This is a genomic window from Arthrobacter sp. TE26545 (genome assembly GCF_056279005.1).
The window spans coordinates 3657914-3673269 of sequence record NZ_JBWBQM010000001.1 but is presented as its reverse complement, the minus strand read 5'-3'; the positions used below and the strand labels follow the sequence as shown (position 1 = coordinate 3673269).

Sequence of the window (15356 nt, the reverse complement as noted above, 5' to 3'; positions counted from 1 at the left end):
CTCGTGTTGCTGGAGCCCTTGCCAATAGACAGGAGGGGCAATGAGAACCCTTCGTCTCATCAAGCGCCTTTTCATCGAAATACCCCAGCCCGCCAGGGCTCTCCACCGGGGCTTCCTTGTGTTCATATTCCTTTCTGCCGCGATCGCCGCGCTCAGGGCACCGGAATGGTTGCAGCTCCTGATTCTCGTGGCCGCCGGATTCTCATTCACTGTGGCCGATGTTCCGACGCTCAAGTTCGTGGGATTCATGTACATGGTCATCGGAATTTTCTTTCTTGTTGCCACGGCCTCCGGCTGGTTCGGCTAACCCAGCTTCTTCACTAACCCAGCTTCTTCACGAAGGCGAGGTGCTTGATCTCCTCGGGGTCGGCGTCGAGGTCGAACTGCGGGGCGTAACCCGTGGCGAGGTAGAGGTTCTTGGCCTCGGGTTGCCGCGGGCCCGTGGTCAGGTAGATCCGGCGGTAGCCGCGGCGGGAGGCCTCGGCCTCCAGTTCCGCGAGGACCAGGCGGGCCAGGCCGCGACGGCGGTGCGCCGAATGCGTCCAGATCCGCTTGAGTTCGGCGGTGTGCGAGTCGTAGCGGCGGAAGGCCCCGCCCGCCACCGATTCGCCATCCTGCTGCAGGATGAGCAACGCGCCGTGCGGTGCGGCGAACTCTTCGGCGGGGTAGCGCTTGAGCTCGTCCTCGACGTTGCCGAACAGGTTCCCGTAACGGGTGGAGTACTCGACGGCGAGCTCCTCCAGGAGCGGCTTGACCCGCGGATCGTGCATGGGCAGGCTGAGGACTTTCACGCCCGACGTCGGCCGGGTGGGCGTTGTGGTCATGGCATTCCTTTCGTGCGGGGCCAGCCCAACTGACTGGCAGTAGTTGTCGTTTTGAGCCCCCAAAACGACATTAACTGCGAGCTAGTTGGGCGGGGGACAAAGGATGGGCGGGGGACAGGGGACGGGACGCGAGGCTTCCGAGGATCGTTCGCGCCAAGGCATCATTCTCCCGGAACGGCGCGGCGTTGGTGTTGGGCCGGGCGAACGCACCGGCACCCCACCCGGACGTCCACGGGCCGATCGCGAACAGCCCTGGCTGCGGACCGCCGTCGGGCGCCAGCACCTCGTGAGCGCCGGACACCAGCAGCTTGCCCGTGGAGTGCGGCCCATCCGCGGTGAGCAGCCGCTGCTCGGTGCCGCGGCCGGCGTCGTGCAGATCCGCAAGGGCCGGGTTCGCCGAACGCTCCACCGACGGCGACGGCAGCCGCGCCTCGATGTACGCCGCGGCGTCCACCAGCACGGGCGACTGGAAAGAGCCGGCCACGAAACGGCCCGAGGACTCATCCGGGCGCACCCACGTCCCGGGGCCCAGGAAATGCAGCAGCCCGGCGTCGTGCAGGGCGAGCATCTCCCGCAACCGGTGCGGCGGCGGCCCGGAATCCACGTAGCTGAAGAATCCGTGCCACCAGCCGTGCACTGCCTGCTGCGAGCGGGAGTTCAGCCGTTCCTGCGGGATGAGCCGTCCCAGGTCCATGTACACCTTGAGCAGCGCCATGAACAGGGCGAGCGTCTCCGAATGGTCCGGGCCGTCCCGCAGTTCAAGGTCCCGCCGGATGTAGTTCGCCACGGCCGACTGCACGGCGGCGTGGTCCGCGAAGGCGCAGCCGCTGAAGGGCTGGTCCAGTGCCTCAAGGTCCAGGCGCAGCGCCGGATCCGGAACGGCCCGGGCCACCAGCTCCTCGCGGCCGTGACTGTACCAGTCGAGGGCGTCGAAGCTGGCCTCGAATTCCGCCCAGCTGCCGTTCACGCGTTCCGGATATGCGAAGAGCTCCCGGTAGTAGGCGTGTCCGGCGTCCTTGGCGATCAGCGGCCAGAGCTGGGTGCGGAAATCCAGTTCGGCGTGGTCGGCCAGCAGGGCGCCGACGGCGTGGGCCGTGAAGTAGCGCGGCGCACCGGTGGCTTCGCCGCGGAAGGTCGAGGAGATCTTGGAGTGGTACGGCACCCCGCGCCGCGAACCGGCCCAGACCCGCGGCTCGGCACCCGAGGGCACATAGCGCAGTCTGCCGTCGGGCTGGTCCTCGAAGCGGCCGCCGCGGCCCTCGAACAGCAGCACCAGCAGGTCCACGAAAGCCAGGCCCATCCCCGCCACGATCACGTCCTGGCCGGGACCGATCGCCGAGTAGTCGACGTCGGTGGTGTAGGACGGCGCCGCGTGGAAGCCGCCGTGCCGGCCGGCGAAGTCCGAGAGGCGGGCCGTCTCGGCGTCCGGCAGCGAATCGGTGTGGCCCAGCGAATAGACCACCAAATCCGCCTCCAATACCGCCCCGGAGGCGAGATTCACCCGGTGCCGCACGCCGCCGTCGGACGCGCCGCCGTCAGGAACAGGCTCGACGCCGGTGGCGGTGTCCCGGTGCACGGTCACCGTGGCGCCGGGTCCGTTGTCCGAGGAACGGAGGGCTGCGGCGGCCCGGCGGAAGAACCACTCCAGGTATTTGCTCTGCAGTTGCCGGGTGGGGAAGGTGGCCGGCGTCAGCGCGCGCAGCTGCTCCAGGATGTGCGGCTCGAGCGGCGGCACGTCGCGGATGGAACCGTCCACGACCCCGGCGCCCCAGCCAATCAGGCCAGGCCCGTCGGCGGCCGGGCCCTCGCACAGCACGGAGCCGTCCGTGAACATGGTGATATCCGCGGCCATGGAGTTGAGCAGCAGCCCTGGGGTCTGGTCATAGCGCCAGATCCTCCCGGAGCCCGGCTCGTGCGGCTCCACCACGTGGATGTCCACGGGGCCCGCGAAGAGCTCCGGCCGGTTGGCGGCCAGCCTTTCCAGCACGCCCGCGGTGCGCGGTCCGCCGCCGATGAAGACGATCGCGGGGATGTCTGCGGGCATGTGCACACTCCTGTCGGAAAACGGTGGAAGGCCGGCGGAACGGGCCGGTTAGAACCTGAGCCTAGGGACCATCCACGGCCCCGGTCGAGGAGCTGGTCACGGCCGGTCACCCCGCGTCACAGCGCGTCAAAGGGGCGTCAAAGGGGCGTCAAAAGACGCAATGAACGGCATTCATATGGCGCTCTGTGACAGGCCGTGAAGCGCCAAGAAGCACCGTGAAGAAGTGCAAATGACCGCCTTGCAGCCGTTTCCGCAGCGCCCCTAGATTGGCAGCCATCCGATAGCCAACAATCGATCCGAAGCGAGGTGGCGCATGAGTTCTACAGCAACCACGGTGGCGCAGTCCGCACCGTCAACCGCAGGCAGGCCGGCGTCCGCCGTCGCCGCGGAATTCACCCCGGCATCAAGCGCAGACGGCGGGCAACCGCAGCCGGCCGCCGTCGACTACTCCAACTACAAGCTCGTCCCGGCCAAGCACCCCGGCCGCTGGGTGGGCACCGTGCTCGTGGCCCTGGGCCTCGCCGCGGTGCTGTGGTCCCTGGCGACGAACCCGCGCTGGGAGTGGGGTGTGGTGGCGCAATGGTTCACCGCGCAGTCCGTGGTGAACGGGCTCGTCGAGACCCTCAAGCTCACGGCCATCTCCGGGGCGCTCGGTTTCGTGCTCGGCTTCGGGCTGGCGCTCATGCGGCTCTCGGCCTCGCCGCTGCTGGTGGGGGTGTCCTGGACGTTCTCCTGGATCTTCCGCTCCACCCCGCTGCTGGTGCAGCTGCTGCTTTGGTACAACCTCGGCTACCTGTACGAGAAGATCAGCCTCGGCATCCCGTTCACGGACGTCCGCTTCTTCGAAGTCCAGACCACCACGCTCATCAGCCAGTTCGCCGCCGCCGTGCTGGGCCTGACGCTCAACCAGGCCGCTTACTCGGCCGAGATCATCCGCGGCGGCATCCTCTCCGTGGACCAGGGCCAGCTGGAAGCCGCAGCCGCGCTGGGCATTCCGGCCTGGCGGCGCTCCACCCGGATCGTGCTGCCGCAGGCCATGCGCGCCATCCTGCCCACGGCCTTCAACGAGATCATCGGTCTGGTCAAGGGCACTTCGATCGTCTACGTGCTGGCCTACTCGGAGTTGTTCTACACGGTGCAGGTCATCTACAACCGCACCCAGCAGGTTCTCCCGCTGCTGCTCGTGGCCACGCTCTGGTACGTGGTGATCACCTCGGTGCTGAGCGTCTTCCAGTACTACATCGAGCGCCACTACTCGAAGGGCGCCGTCCGGAACCTGCCGCTGACTCCGCTGCAGAAGGTCCGCCGCTTCTTCGCCACGCACGCAACTGTTGACAGGAAGAACATCCGATGAGCACCGCTGTCGCCGCAACTTCAACCGCAGAAACCCCGACGACGGCGCCCGCGGCTCCCGCTGCCGGCTCGCCCTCCGCGAGCCGGGGCCACGTGGAAATCACCAATGTGCGCAAGAGCTTCGGTGCCACCGAAGTCCTCAAAGGCGTGTCCCTGACGGTGCCGCCCGGCGGCGTGGCCGTGATCCTGGGCCCGTCCGGCTCCGGAAAGTCCACCCTGCTGCGCACTATCAACCACTTGGAGAAGGTGGACGGCGGCTACATCACCATCGACGGCCAGTTGGTGGGCTACCAGCTCCGTGGCAACAAGCTGCACGAACTGCGCGAGAAGGACATCCTCAAGCAGCGCACGGACATCGGCATGGTGTTCCAGAACTTCAACCTGTTCCCGCACCTCACCGCACTGGAAAACGTGGCGGAAGCACCCGTCGTCGCCCTGCGTCCGGAAAAGGCACTGCGCAAGTCCAAGGAGGAAGCCCGGAAACGGGCGCTGGAACTCCTGGACCGCGTGGGACTGAAGGACCGCGCTGGCGCCTACCCGCGCCAGCTCTCCGGTGGCCAGCAGCAGCGCGTGGCCATCGCCCGGGCGCTCGCCCTGAACCCGAAGATCCTGCTGTTCGACGAGCCCACCTCGGCCCTGGACCCGGAGTTGGTCAACGAGGTCCTGGATGTGATCCGCGAGCTCGCCACCTCCGGCACCACCCTGATCATCGTCACCCACGAGATGGGCTTCGCCCGGGACGTCGCGGACACCGTGGTGTTCATGGACGAGGGCCAGATCGTGGAACAGGGCAGCCCCCAGGACATCTTCACCAATCCGCGCGAACCCCGCACCCGCAGCTTCTTCTCCAAAGTCATCGAACCGGCTTTCAACATCTGAGGACCCGCCACAATGCTTCGCACCACCTCCCGTACACGCAGCAAAACCAAGCTCCTGGCGCTCGCTGTGCTGCCCGCCGTCGTCGTTCCGGTCCTGGCCGGCTGCTCCGATCCGGGGGCGTCCGCCAGCAACGGCTCCGGCGCACAGACGACGGCGGCCCGCAACGGCGTCGTCTACAACACCTCGCCGGAGCAGAACCGGATCCGTGCCGAGAAGGACGCCGCCGCGGCGGCCAAGGTGCCGCAGCTGATCGGCAAGGACGGCAAGCTCACCGTCGCCACTACGGCGGGTGCCATCCCGCTGTCCTTCCACGCCACGGATGACAAGACCCCCATCGGCGTCGAAACGGACATCGCCCAGCTCGTGGCCGACAAACTGGGACTCGAGCTGGACCTGCAGGTCACCTCCTGGGAGAACTGGCCGCTGAAGACCCAGTCCGGCGACGTCGAGGCCGTGTTCTCCAACGTGGGCATCAACAAGGACCGCGTGAAGCTCTTCGACTTCTCCAGCTACCGGGCGGCCTTCATGGGCTTCGAGGCCAAGAAGTCCTCGAACTACAACATCAAGGGCGCGGACGACATCTCAGGCCTGAAGGTCTCCGTGGGCTCGGGCACCAACCAGGAGAAGATCCTCCTGGCCTGGAACAAGGAGCTCGAGGCGCGCGGAAAAGCGCCCGCAACCCTGCAGTATTACTCCTCCGAGGCCGACACCATCCTGGCCCTGTCCTCCGGACGCACGGACCTGAACATCGGCCCCTATCCCTCAACGACGTACCGGGAAAACACCCGCGACGACCTCAAAGTGGTGGGCAAGGTCAACGCCGGCTGGCCGTCGGAAACCCTCGTGGCGGCCACCACCCTGAAGGGCAACGGCCTGGCGCCCGCCATCACCGACGCCCTGAACTCGGCCATCAAAGACGGTTCCTACGCCGAGGTCCTGAACCGCTGGGGCCTGTCCGAGGAAGCCGTTCCGGAGTCGAAGACCATCACCGAGGCGAACTTCGCTGCGACAAAGGCTGCCACAAAGGCTTCGGCGCAGGCCGGGACGAAGTCATGAAGTTCCAGATCCTGGACATCATCCCGCACCTGAAGAACCCCGTCACCGGGCAGATCGTCTCGACTGCGGAACGGCTCAACCAGGTGGTGGAAACCGCCCGCAAGGCCGAGGAACTGGGCTATGACAGCTTCTCGGTGGGGGAGCGGCACGCCGGGGAGTTCATCTCTTCATCCCCGACGACGGTCCTCGCCGCGATCGCGGCCGTCACCAGCCGCATCCGGCTGCAGAGTGGCGTCACCGTGCTCTCCGTGCTGGATCCGGTGCGGGTGGCCGAGGACTATGCCACGATCGACCAGCTCAGCCGGGGCCGGCTGGAACTGGTGATCGGCAAGGGCAACGAGGTGCTGCAGTACCCGCTCTTCGGGCTGTCGCTGGATGACCAATGGGACCTCCTGGCCGAGAAGTACGGGCTGCTGCGGCGGCTGTGGCGCGAGGAAAACGTCATATGGTCCGGGCGCTTCCGGTCCGCCTTGACGGAGGAAACCACCACGACGCCGCGCCCCTTCGCGGGTTCGCCCCGGATTTGGCACGGCTCTGCCACAACGTTGACCTCCGCAGCCTTGGCGGCCCAATGGGGCGATCCCCTGTTCACCGCGAACGCCATCCAGCCGCGGGAGAACTACAAGGTCCTGCTCGACCACTATCGCGCGGAATACGAACGCCACGGCCACGATCCGCGGCACCAGTACGTTGGCTCCGGCAGCGGTGCGGGCGGGGTGTTCATCGCGGACACCACCCAGGAAGCCAAACGGCAGTTCGGCCCGGTGTACGAGGCCCTGACTGCCGGGCGGAACGTCCCGGGCAACAATTCGCCGTTCCGGGACATCGACCACGCCGTGGCCGAAGGGCCGGCCCTCGTGGGCAGCCCGGAACAGGTGGTCGACAAGATCCTCAGCTACCACGAGCTTTACGGCCACGATCTGCAGTCCATTTCGCTGCCCACCACGCTGCCGTTCGCGCAGCAGCTGGAGATCCTTGAACGCTTCGCCCTCGACGTCATCCCGGCGGTCCGCTCCGCGGCTCCCACCACCCTGTGGGAATCCGCGGATCCGTACGGGCGGCGCCCTGAGTCTGTCGGCGCCACCGAGCCCGATGCTGCGGCCGCCGTCGAACGAGACCATGCCATCCATAGGAGCAACAATGCCTTCACCCACTGACATTCTTTCCACCCCGAAAACCAGCCCGGCCTTCGCCGCCGAATGGGCTGACTGGCACGCCGCCCACGAACGCCACCTCGCCGATCCACACGGCTTCCTCGCCGTCTCCCACCTGCACTGGCTGGACGGCACGCCGCAGCGCCTCGCCGGGGTTCCGGGAACCTGGAGCGTGGTCAACGACGTCGTCACCGTGATCCTGGAGGAAGGCGAAAGCCTCCGGCGGGACGGCCGGGAACTGAACGGTGCCGGCTCGGATGCCGACGGCGGAAGCCGCCTCAGCTTCGGCCCCATCGCCGAACGCGCCGGCATCAACCTGCGGGCGGGGGACACGGTCATCGAGCTCGCCAAGCGCGGCGGCGAGTACATCGTCCGCCCGCGGGACCCGCGCAACCCGCTGCTCAACGAATACCGCGGCACCCCGGCCTACGAACCGGACCCAGCCTTCGCCGTCGCCGGAACGTACGTGCCGTTCGCCGAGCCGCGCACCACCACGGTGGGTGCCGCCGTCGAGGGCATCCAGCACGTTTACGAGGCGCCGGGCGAGATCCGCTTCAGCCTGGACGGCCGGGAGCTGTCGCTGACCGCCTTCAACGGCCACGCGCCGGGCACGCTCTCGGTGCTGTTCACCGATGCCACCTCGGGCAAGACCACCTACGCGGCCAACCGTTCGCTCACGGTTATCCCCGCGGGGGACGGCTCCGTGCTGCTCGACTTCAACCGGGCGGTCAACCTGCCCTGCGCCTACACCGACCTGGCCACCTGCCCCCTGCCGCCGGCCGAAAACCGGCTGCCCGTGGCCATCGAAGCCGGCGAAAAGATCCCTTACGAAAGGCAGACCCCGTGACTCTCTCTTCCAACGCCGGTTTCCTCGCGCTGGAGCTGGACGGCGATGGAGCCCACCCCGCCGCCTGGCGCAAGGCCCGCCACACCCCGGACGAACTGCTGAACGGTGAGCGAATCAAGGACACCGTCCTCGCGGCCGAGTCCGCCGGTTTCCACGTTGCGACCTTCGCGGACGGACCGCTGCCGGATGGCAGCGATGTTGCGGGCCGCCTGAACGCCCTGCAGCGCGCGGCCTTCGCCGGACCCGTCACCGGCTCCATTGCCCTGGTCCCGCAGGTGGACACCGTTTACACCGAGCCCTTCCACGTCGCCACCCAGTTGGCCAGCCTGGACTACGTGTCCGGGGGCCGCGGCGGCTGGCTCGTCAAGGCGAGCGAAGACGCCCGGGAGGGTGCCGCCGTCGGGCGCACTGCTGCTTCGGAAGGCGCCCTGGCGCATGAGGCGGCCGCGTCCGTGGAGGTGGGCCGCAGGCTCTGGGATTCCTGGGAGGACGACGCCGTGATCCGCGACGTCCCCAGCGGCCGCTACCTGGACGTCGACAAGCTGCACTACGCCGACTTCGAGACGCCGGCCGGGTTCCCCGGGGAGGCCTACTCCGTGAAGGGACCGTCCATCATTCCGCGCCCGCTGCAGGGGCAGCTGCCCGTGCTGGCGCCGGCGTCGCTGGTGTCCGTGGACGGTCCGCTGCTGCCGTCCGGGGTGGATGCCGTGCTGGTCTCGGCCCCGACGCCTGAACTCCTCGCGGCCGAAGCCGCCGAGGTGCGCGCCAACCTGGCCGCTGTTGGGGGCGGCCTGGCTGGCGGCCCTGTTGAGGGTGGCCCGGCGGTCATCGCCGAGCTCGACGTCGTACTGGACTCCCGGGGCCAGTCCGCCGCCGCGCGGCTCGCCGAGCTGGATGCCTTCACGGCGTGGGAGAGCCCGCGGGCGCGTTTCGTGGGAACCGCCGCGGGGCTCGCGGAGTTCCTCGCGGAGCTGCTCGCGTCCGCCGACGGTGTCCGCATCCACCCCGCCGTACTGGACGTGGAGCTGGAGGAACTGGCGCAGCTGGTGCTGCCGGAACTGCGCCGCCGCGGCGTGCTGCGGCCTGCCCTCTCCGGCGGCACTTTCCGCGAGCTGCTCGGCCTGGAACGGCCGGAAAACCGCTACAACACCAAGACTGAGGAAATCGCATGAGCCAGGAAAATTCGAAGCAGCACGGCCGTGCTAAATTCCAGCCTTCCGGCAAGATCCAGTTCGGCGTGTTCTTCCAAGGGGTTAACTCCGGCACCATCTGGAAGACCCCGGAGGCCGGCTCGCAGACCGACTTCGAGTCCTTCCGCAGGATCGCCCAGACCGCCGAACGTGGTCTGTTCGCCGCCTTCTTCCTGGGTGAGGGCCTGCGCCTGCGCGAGCATCTGGGCCGGCCGCACGCCCTTGACGTGGCCGGCCGGCCGGACGCCCAGACCATGCTTGCCGCGCTTGCTTCGGTAACGCGGAACATCGGCCTGGTGGCCACCCAGAACACCACCTACAACGATCCCGCGGACCTGGCCCATCGCCTGGCCTCCCTGGATCTGCTCTCCGGCGGGCGCGCGGCCTGGAACGTGGTCACCACGGACAACGCCTGGACCGGCGCCAACTTCCGCCGCGGCGGCTACCTGGACCACGCGGACCGCTACTTGCACGCCGAGGCCTTCGTGCAGACGGCCAAGCGGATCTGGGACTCGTGGGAAGATGACGCTGTTGCGGCGTCGGCCTCGGCGGATTCCTGGGCCGTGCCCGGACACGCCCGGCGGGTGCTCCACGAGGGGCAGCACTACACGGTGGACGTGACCCCGCGACTGCCGCGCAGTGCACAGTACCGGCCGGTGCTGTTCCAGGCCGGCGACTCCCCGGAAGGCCGCGACTTCGCGGCCCGCCAGGCGGACGTCATCTTCTCCGCCCACCCGAAGTTCGAGGCTGCGGTGAAGTTCCGCGAGGACATCGTGGCCCGGACTGTTGCGGCCGGCCGCGGCGCCAACGAGGTGCAGATCATGCCCGCCAGCGAGTTCATCCTGGGTGCCACCGATGAGGAAGCCCGGGAGAAAAAGGAATGGGTGCGGAGCCTGCAGATCGGCCCGCAGCAGGCCATCGCGTACCTGGAGCAGTTCTGGGGCCGCGAGCTGTCCTCCTTCGACCCGGACGGTCCGCTGCCGGACATCGACCCCGTGGTGGAAACGACCTCCGAGACCCGCGGTAGCGGCTTCCACGGTGCCAAGGCCCGAGACCTCGCGGCGCAGTGGCGTGCCGAGGCCAAGGAAAACGGCTGGTCCATCCGGCAGTTCGTGAGCTCCAGGACCGCCCGCATCGATTCGACCTTCACCGGCTCCTACAGCTCCGTGGCGGACACCCTGGCCGAGTACGCCCGCGTGGGCGCCGTGGACGGCTTCAACATCTCGCCCTGGATCATCCCGAGCGGCCTGGACGACATCGTGAACCACCTCGTCCCTGAACTACAGGAACGCGGCGTCTACCCCACGGAATATGAGGGCAGCACCCTCCGCGAAAACCTTGGGCTCGCGACGCCGGAGCGGTCACCGGAGCTGGTCCCGGCAACTGCCGGGAGCGCCAGGTGAGCCGGGCGGGCGAGGAGGTGGCCGACGTCGGCGACTCGCTTTGGAGCGAGGAGGCGGTGAGGCTGCAGCTGACTGTGTGGGAGCAGTGGCTGTAACTTTCGGCTTCGATTCATCTCACGAGACAGGGCGTCCAGCACATCAGTGCTGGACGCCCTTTTCGTTTACGGACAGCCCCGCCTGCGAGGCGACGGAGGCATATTGACTGCCCTTGGCCGGAGGAATAGCTTCTGCGCTAACGGGGCGAGTCGCCCCGTTTCACTGGATGAGGCGCCGGGCCCGGGCAAGACATCGACGAAGCCGCTAAGAAGACGCCGTCCTACCGGGCCCCGGGACAGTAGGGCAACTGACACACAAAACCAGTGGGACGCCGTCGCCACCCGGCTACGTCAATGCCGTGACGTTGGCCGGTGAGCCCGTGGCGCCGGTGATGTTCAGCGGCTTGATGCTGAGGAGGGCGTCCCAGCTGCCGGTGCTGCCCATGTGGCGGCTGAGCGGTCCCAGCCTCCACAGTTCGCCCAGCGGCATCCCGAGCTTCGCCAGGAACTGCTGGTGCATCATGCCGTGATCGTTGAAGGCCGAGGAAGAGTACGGGCTGCCGGGAACCGCGGGCAGGCATTCGAAGGCAAAGTTGTCCGCGGCGAGCAGTGCCAGCCGGTTGTCCCAAGCCCAGGCGACGAAGTCCCGTGACTGTGCCACACCCGTGGCGCGGCGGCTGGCCCGCTGGCGCTGCTTCTCCTCGGCCGGTAGTTCCAGGAACCACTCGCACCAGCCGGTGTGGAGCATGAAGATGTCGCCCGGGCGCAACTGCAGCGACTGAGTTTCGAGGGCGGCCTGGATCTGGTCGAGTCCGAGAGCCTCACCCTTCACGTGGTCGATGGGAGCACCCTGGGCCTTGCGGTACCCGTCGAGGTCCACCAGGATGCCGCGGCCGACGATTGGTTCCTCGGCCCACACCTGGATGCCGAGGTCCGGGGTGCCTTCACGGATCCTGTCGTCCGGGGTGCCGTTGTAGAAGCCGACGTCGTCCGCCCTGCGGTGCCGCAGGCCGTCGATCTGGCTGGAGCCCTGCAGGTAGTACCCGTCCAGGAAGTCGTCGCGGTGGGCCGGATGGGAGGAGTAGATGGTGTGCGTGGGTGCGCCGCGCTTGAGCGACATGCCCGGATCGAACGCATCGGCGGCGTAGTCCAGGCCGAATACCGCACCGGTCCTGATGCAGTTCCGGGCCTGCAGGACGTCCTCGGCGCTGATGAAGGAAGGAGTCCCGCGCCCGGGGTCCGGAAACAGTCCCCACGAGGTTCCGGCGAGCATGCCGTCCCGGTCGAGCAGTTCGGCGAAGCTGGGGTAGCCGAGGGCGGTGCTCATCGTGAGTGCGCCTCCTGCGGCTGCTTCCGGCGTGCCCCGTAACTGAGGAGGAACCCGGCGACGGCGCAGATCGAGGCGGCGATGCAGATCGGCGCCTTGAGGGATTCGTTGAGGAATTCCAGCCAGGGCCCTTGCCCGAGGACCAGTGCCAGGGCCTGCCCCGCCACGAAGAGCGCGCCGCCGAGGAGCGCCACCGCGAGGGTGATGACAAAGATTGCTTGGATGGCTCGTCTGGCCTGCTGCATGGTTTTGGCTCCTTAGATTGGCAGGACGCCGATGGCGACCAGTACCCCGATGCCCAGCAGCGGCAGGGCGTAGTGGGTGAACAGGCGGACAAAGGTCTTGAGGGGGTTCACGTCGGCGATGCCGCAGGCCACGTACAGGGGCGCGCCGCCCGGCGGAACTGCCGCTTCGCAGGACGAAAAGATCAGGACGGCGACGGCGGCCGTCGTCGCCGGAACACCCGCCGCCACGAGCGTAGCCACCCCGACCGTCCCGACGGCGGCCATGGTCGCCGTCGCGGACAGCGGTGCCGCCACCGCGATGACGATCATGCCGATGAGGATGGCCAGCAGCCAGACAGGCAGGTTCAGCTGCGTAAGCAGCGCCGTCATCTGCTTGGGAAGCCCGGTGGCCGCGAGGGCGTTCGCCCCGGCGAACGCAAAGAGCACCGTCACGCCGACCACGCCGAACCGCGGAGCGGAATCCCGCAGCAGGGTCCACCAGTCGTTTCCGCTGCGCGGCAGGCGGTTCCAGCCCAGCAGGGCGCCGGTGAGGATGAGGACCACGGGGATCCACACGATGACGCTGAGGGCCTTGGTGACGTCGCTGCCGGTCCAGTCGGACAGGGCTGTGGCGATGGAACCCGAGGTGATGATGAGCGGAGCGGCGACGACGGCGAACAACAGCAGCGTCGCCCAGCCCTGCCGCACGGCAGTCCGGAAGGGCAGGCGGTGTGCGGCGTCCAGGGGCTCCATGCCGCTCCGGCGGATGGCCAGCCAGGTGACGATGAGCCTGTGCAGGAAGCACCATAGGCCGCCGATGAGCAGGGGCAGGAAGAGGCTGTTGACGTCCAGCATCGGCCCTACCGTGGCGGAGCCCACCAGGACGAACATGGATGCGCTGAAGGGGAACGTGATGCCCATGCCCGCGTTGCCCGCCACGAGCGTGGCGGCCGAGGCCTTGTCCAGCCGCGACTTTTCCATCCAGGGGATGGTGACGGAACCGACCGTGGCCGCGATGGCCGCCTGGTTGTGGACCACCCCGCCCAGGCTGGCGGAGGCAACGGTGGACACCCACGCCGGCCCGCCCTTGACTCCGCCGATCAGGGAATTGAGGAGGTCGATGAGGCGATCCAGCACCCCGGCCTTGTCCAGCAGGTAGCCCATGAAGACAAACGCCATGGTCGCGTAGACGATTTCATCGGTCATAGCCGAATAGAACGCGGACCAGCCAACCTGCAGCGCGGCGCTTCCGGTGAAAGGGAGCACCGCCACGAAGCCAAGGATCATGGCTTCCCCGACGCTTCGCTTGAACAGCGTCGTCCAAAGCAAGATGACTGCCAGATAGGCGCCTAGTGCCCAGATGCCGATCATGCTGTGCTTCCTGAGGGGTGGCTTGTTGCTTTTGAGGGATACACCGGGTGGTTCCTGTCCTGAATTCTTCCTGATACCAAGGTCAGCCTGACGCCAAGGTCAGCGCAAGGCCGCAGCGGCTTCCACGGGGTGTCCTGCCATGCGTACGAGCGCGCTGGCGGAGGCCGTGGTCATCTCCGCGGGGACTTTGAGGTCTGCGGTCAGGTAGGCCGCGGTGTCCTGCATTTCCTTGGACCGGCGCGAGGCGTGCTTGGCGGTGCCGGTCAGCAGCCTGTCGATGACGGCCTGCCCGTCGCCGGCCAGCTGGCGGGCGATCTGGCCGCGGATCCAGTCCTCCAGGCCCGCTGCCTGTCCGGCGGTTACGGCTTCGACCACCACTGAGGCCAGGCCCTTCATGAAGACGCTGCGCAGCAGCTTGTGGGCCATGGCTGCCCCCGGCTCGCCGTCGGCGATTTCGACGTCGGCGCCGAGCGGGGCGAGCAGTCCGGCGACCGCTTGGGACCCGGGTCCGCTCACCATGAGCGGGGTCTTGGCGCCTTGGGTGGGAATGGGACCGAGGATGGCGACGTCGGCGAAAAGTGCGTGTCCGGCCGACGCCCCCAGCTCGCTCATGACGCTGGGGGAGGACGAGGTGAAGTCTGCGTAGGTGCTGCCCGACGGCAGGACGGGCAGGCATTCAGCGGCCACGCTCCGGGCTGCCGCGGCGCCGGTCAGGACGAGGACGATGTCGGCACCGACGCAGGCTTCGGCGGCGGTGTTCGCCCTGATGACGCCAGCGGGTGTGGCGGGTGCGACGGGGTCGAAACCCGTCACGGTGTGGCCGGCCGCGACGAGGGCTGCCGCGTAGGTGGCTCCGGCCTCACCGAGGCCGATGACGGTGCACGCTGTCATGAATCTTCAGTCTTTCTTTGTTCTGCGGTGCCGGCTGGTCGGTGCCGGCCTGCGTGAATGGCGGGTTAGTTCCCTGGACGCCGCTCGGCGATGATGGCCCCGCGGCGGTTGCTTTCGTCGGCGAACACGGCTTCCGCCGCTTCCGCGACGACGCCTGCCTGGGCCTGGGGGATGATGACGATGCCATCGGAGTCGCCGATGATGATGTCGCCGGGCAGGACCGGGACGCCGCCGAAGGAGATCGCGGTTCCCAGGCGGGAGGGACCGTTCTTGTAGGGGCCCGCCGGGGTGGTGGCCCGGGCGAAGACCGGCATGCCGATCTCACCCAGCGTTTCGGCGTCGCGGGCCGCGCCGTCCAGCGCGAACCCGGCAATTCCTTGGTTGATGGCACGTTCGCCGATGAGCTCACCCAGCAATGCACGGGACTCGTCACCGCCCCCGGCGACGACGACGATGTCGCCGGGGCGGGCGAGCTGCAGCGCGCGGTGGATGCCCTGGTTGTCCCCGGGGCGGACCCACACTGTGAAGGCCGGCCCGGCGAGGCGGGCGCCGGGCCAGATGGCCTGGATGGCGGAATCCGCGACACCGAGGCGGTCCATGGCGTCGCCGATATTGGCAGCCGGCAGCTTGGCGAGGCGCTCAATCAGTTCCCGGTCGGGGCGGGGAAAGTCTGCGTCGATGTCCTCGAGGACGGGAGTGGTCATGATGGGCCTCTTTCTTGTCGGCTTGGCGGGCGGGTGGGCGCTAGTCCTTCTTCT

At 68.1% G+C, this 15356-nt stretch carries 15 protein-coding genes; 8 read left to right on the top strand and 7 right to left on the bottom strand.

Annotated features, from left to right (window positions below; translation table 11 throughout):
• The first annotated feature begins 40 nt into the window (after window positions 1–40).
• Window positions 41–307 (top strand): hypothetical protein, encoded by a 267-nt coding sequence (locus ACZ9CK_RS16685; RefSeq protein ID WP_476050519.1) that lies wholly within the window; start codon window positions 41–43, stop codon window positions 305–307.
• Window positions 308–320: 13 nt separating this feature from the next.
• Here ACZ9CK_RS16685 and ACZ9CK_RS16680 read toward each other — a convergent pair whose 3' ends face one another.
• Entirely contained in the window at window positions 321–824 is a 504-nt protein-coding gene (locus ACZ9CK_RS16680; protein ID WP_426300479.1) for a GNAT family N-acetyltransferase, read from the bottom strand.
• 70 nt (window positions 825–894) lie between these two features.
• The gene (locus tag ACZ9CK_RS16675; RefSeq protein WP_476050518.1) at window positions 895–2868 is read right to left on the bottom strand and encodes an FAD/NAD(P)-binding protein; all 1974 of its coding nucleotides are present in this window, start codon (window positions 2866–2868) and stop codon (window positions 895–897) included.
• Between the two features lie 313 nt (window positions 2869–3181).
• On the opposite strand from ACZ9CK_RS16675, the gene ACZ9CK_RS16670 reads away from it, so the two are divergent.
• From ACZ9CK_RS16670 to ACZ9CK_RS16640, 7 genes are read left to right on the top strand one after another with little or no spacing between them, the layout of a single operon-like run.
• Window positions 3182–4222 carry an amino acid ABC transporter permease gene (locus ACZ9CK_RS16670; RefSeq protein ID WP_426300475.1) on the top strand — a complete coding sequence of 347 codons (1041 nt, stop codon included), beginning with the start codon at window positions 3182–3184 and terminating at the stop codon, window positions 4220–4222.
• The gene (locus ACZ9CK_RS16665; protein ID WP_476050517.1) at window positions 4219–5100 is read left to right on the top strand and encodes an amino acid ABC transporter ATP-binding protein; all 882 of its coding nucleotides are present in this window, start codon (window positions 4219–4221) and stop codon (window positions 5098–5100) included. The genes ACZ9CK_RS16670 and ACZ9CK_RS16665 overlap by 4 nt, the downstream gene beginning before the upstream one ends.
• A gap of 12 nt (window positions 5101–5112) precedes the next feature.
• Window positions 5113–6156, top strand: a complete 1044-nt coding sequence (locus tag ACZ9CK_RS16660) for an ABC transporter substrate-binding protein (protein WP_476050516.1) — start codon at window positions 5113–5115, stop codon at window positions 6154–6156.
• Window positions 6153–7313 carry an LLM class flavin-dependent oxidoreductase gene (locus ACZ9CK_RS16655; RefSeq protein WP_476050515.1) on the top strand — a complete coding sequence of 387 codons (1161 nt, stop codon included), beginning with the start codon at window positions 6153–6155 and terminating at the stop codon, window positions 7311–7313. Before ACZ9CK_RS16660 ends, ACZ9CK_RS16655 begins: the two co-directional genes overlap by 4 nt.
• Window positions 7297–8157, top strand: coding sequence for a DUF1684 domain-containing protein (locus tag ACZ9CK_RS16650; RefSeq protein WP_426300467.1), 861 nt, complete (start codon window positions 7297–7299; stop codon window positions 8155–8157). Before ACZ9CK_RS16655 ends, ACZ9CK_RS16650 begins: the two co-directional genes overlap by 17 nt.
• Window positions 8154–9329: an LLM class flavin-dependent oxidoreductase gene (locus ACZ9CK_RS16645; RefSeq protein ID WP_426300465.1), complete on the top strand. Its 1176-nt coding sequence runs from the start codon at window positions 8154–8156 to the stop codon at window positions 9327–9329. The genes ACZ9CK_RS16650 and ACZ9CK_RS16645 overlap by 4 nt, the downstream gene beginning before the upstream one ends.
• A complete protein-coding gene (locus tag ACZ9CK_RS16640) occupies window positions 9326–10750 on the top strand; it encodes an NtaA/DmoA family FMN-dependent monooxygenase (protein ID WP_426300463.1) in 1425 nt (474 codons plus the stop codon). Before ACZ9CK_RS16645 ends, ACZ9CK_RS16640 begins: the two co-directional genes overlap by 4 nt.
• Before the next feature lie 381 nt (window positions 10751–11131).
• Here the strand turns inward: ACZ9CK_RS16640 and ACZ9CK_RS16635 are convergent, their stop codons facing one another.
• The 5 genes from ACZ9CK_RS16635 to ACZ9CK_RS16615 all read right to left on the bottom strand — a co-directional run bounded on the left by ACZ9CK_RS16635 (window position 11132) and on the right by ACZ9CK_RS16615 (window position 15302).
• Window positions 11132–12112 (bottom strand): cyclase family protein, encoded by a 981-nt coding sequence (locus ACZ9CK_RS16635; protein WP_426300461.1) that lies wholly within the window; start codon window positions 12110–12112, stop codon window positions 11132–11134.
• A complete protein-coding gene (locus ACZ9CK_RS16630) occupies window positions 12109–12357 on the bottom strand; it encodes a hypothetical protein (protein WP_426300459.1) in 249 nt (82 codons plus the stop codon). Before ACZ9CK_RS16630 ends, ACZ9CK_RS16635 begins: the two co-directional genes overlap by 4 nt.
• Before the next feature lie 12 nt (window positions 12358–12369).
• Window positions 12370–13707 carry a TRAP transporter large permease subunit gene (locus tag ACZ9CK_RS16625; RefSeq protein ID WP_476050514.1) on the bottom strand — a complete coding sequence of 446 codons (1338 nt, stop codon included), beginning with the start codon at window positions 13705–13707 and terminating at the stop codon, window positions 12370–12372.
• A gap of 99 nt (window positions 13708–13806) precedes the next feature.
• The gene (locus ACZ9CK_RS16620; protein ID WP_476050513.1) at window positions 13807–14598 is read right to left on the bottom strand and encodes an NAD(P)-dependent oxidoreductase; all 792 of its coding nucleotides are present in this window, start codon (window positions 14596–14598) and stop codon (window positions 13807–13809) included.
• Between the two features lie 65 nt (window positions 14599–14663).
• Entirely contained in the window at window positions 14664–15302 is a 639-nt protein-coding gene (locus ACZ9CK_RS16615) for an RraA family protein (RefSeq protein WP_476050512.1), read from the bottom strand.
• Between the last annotated feature and the right edge of the window lie 54 nt (window positions 15303–15356).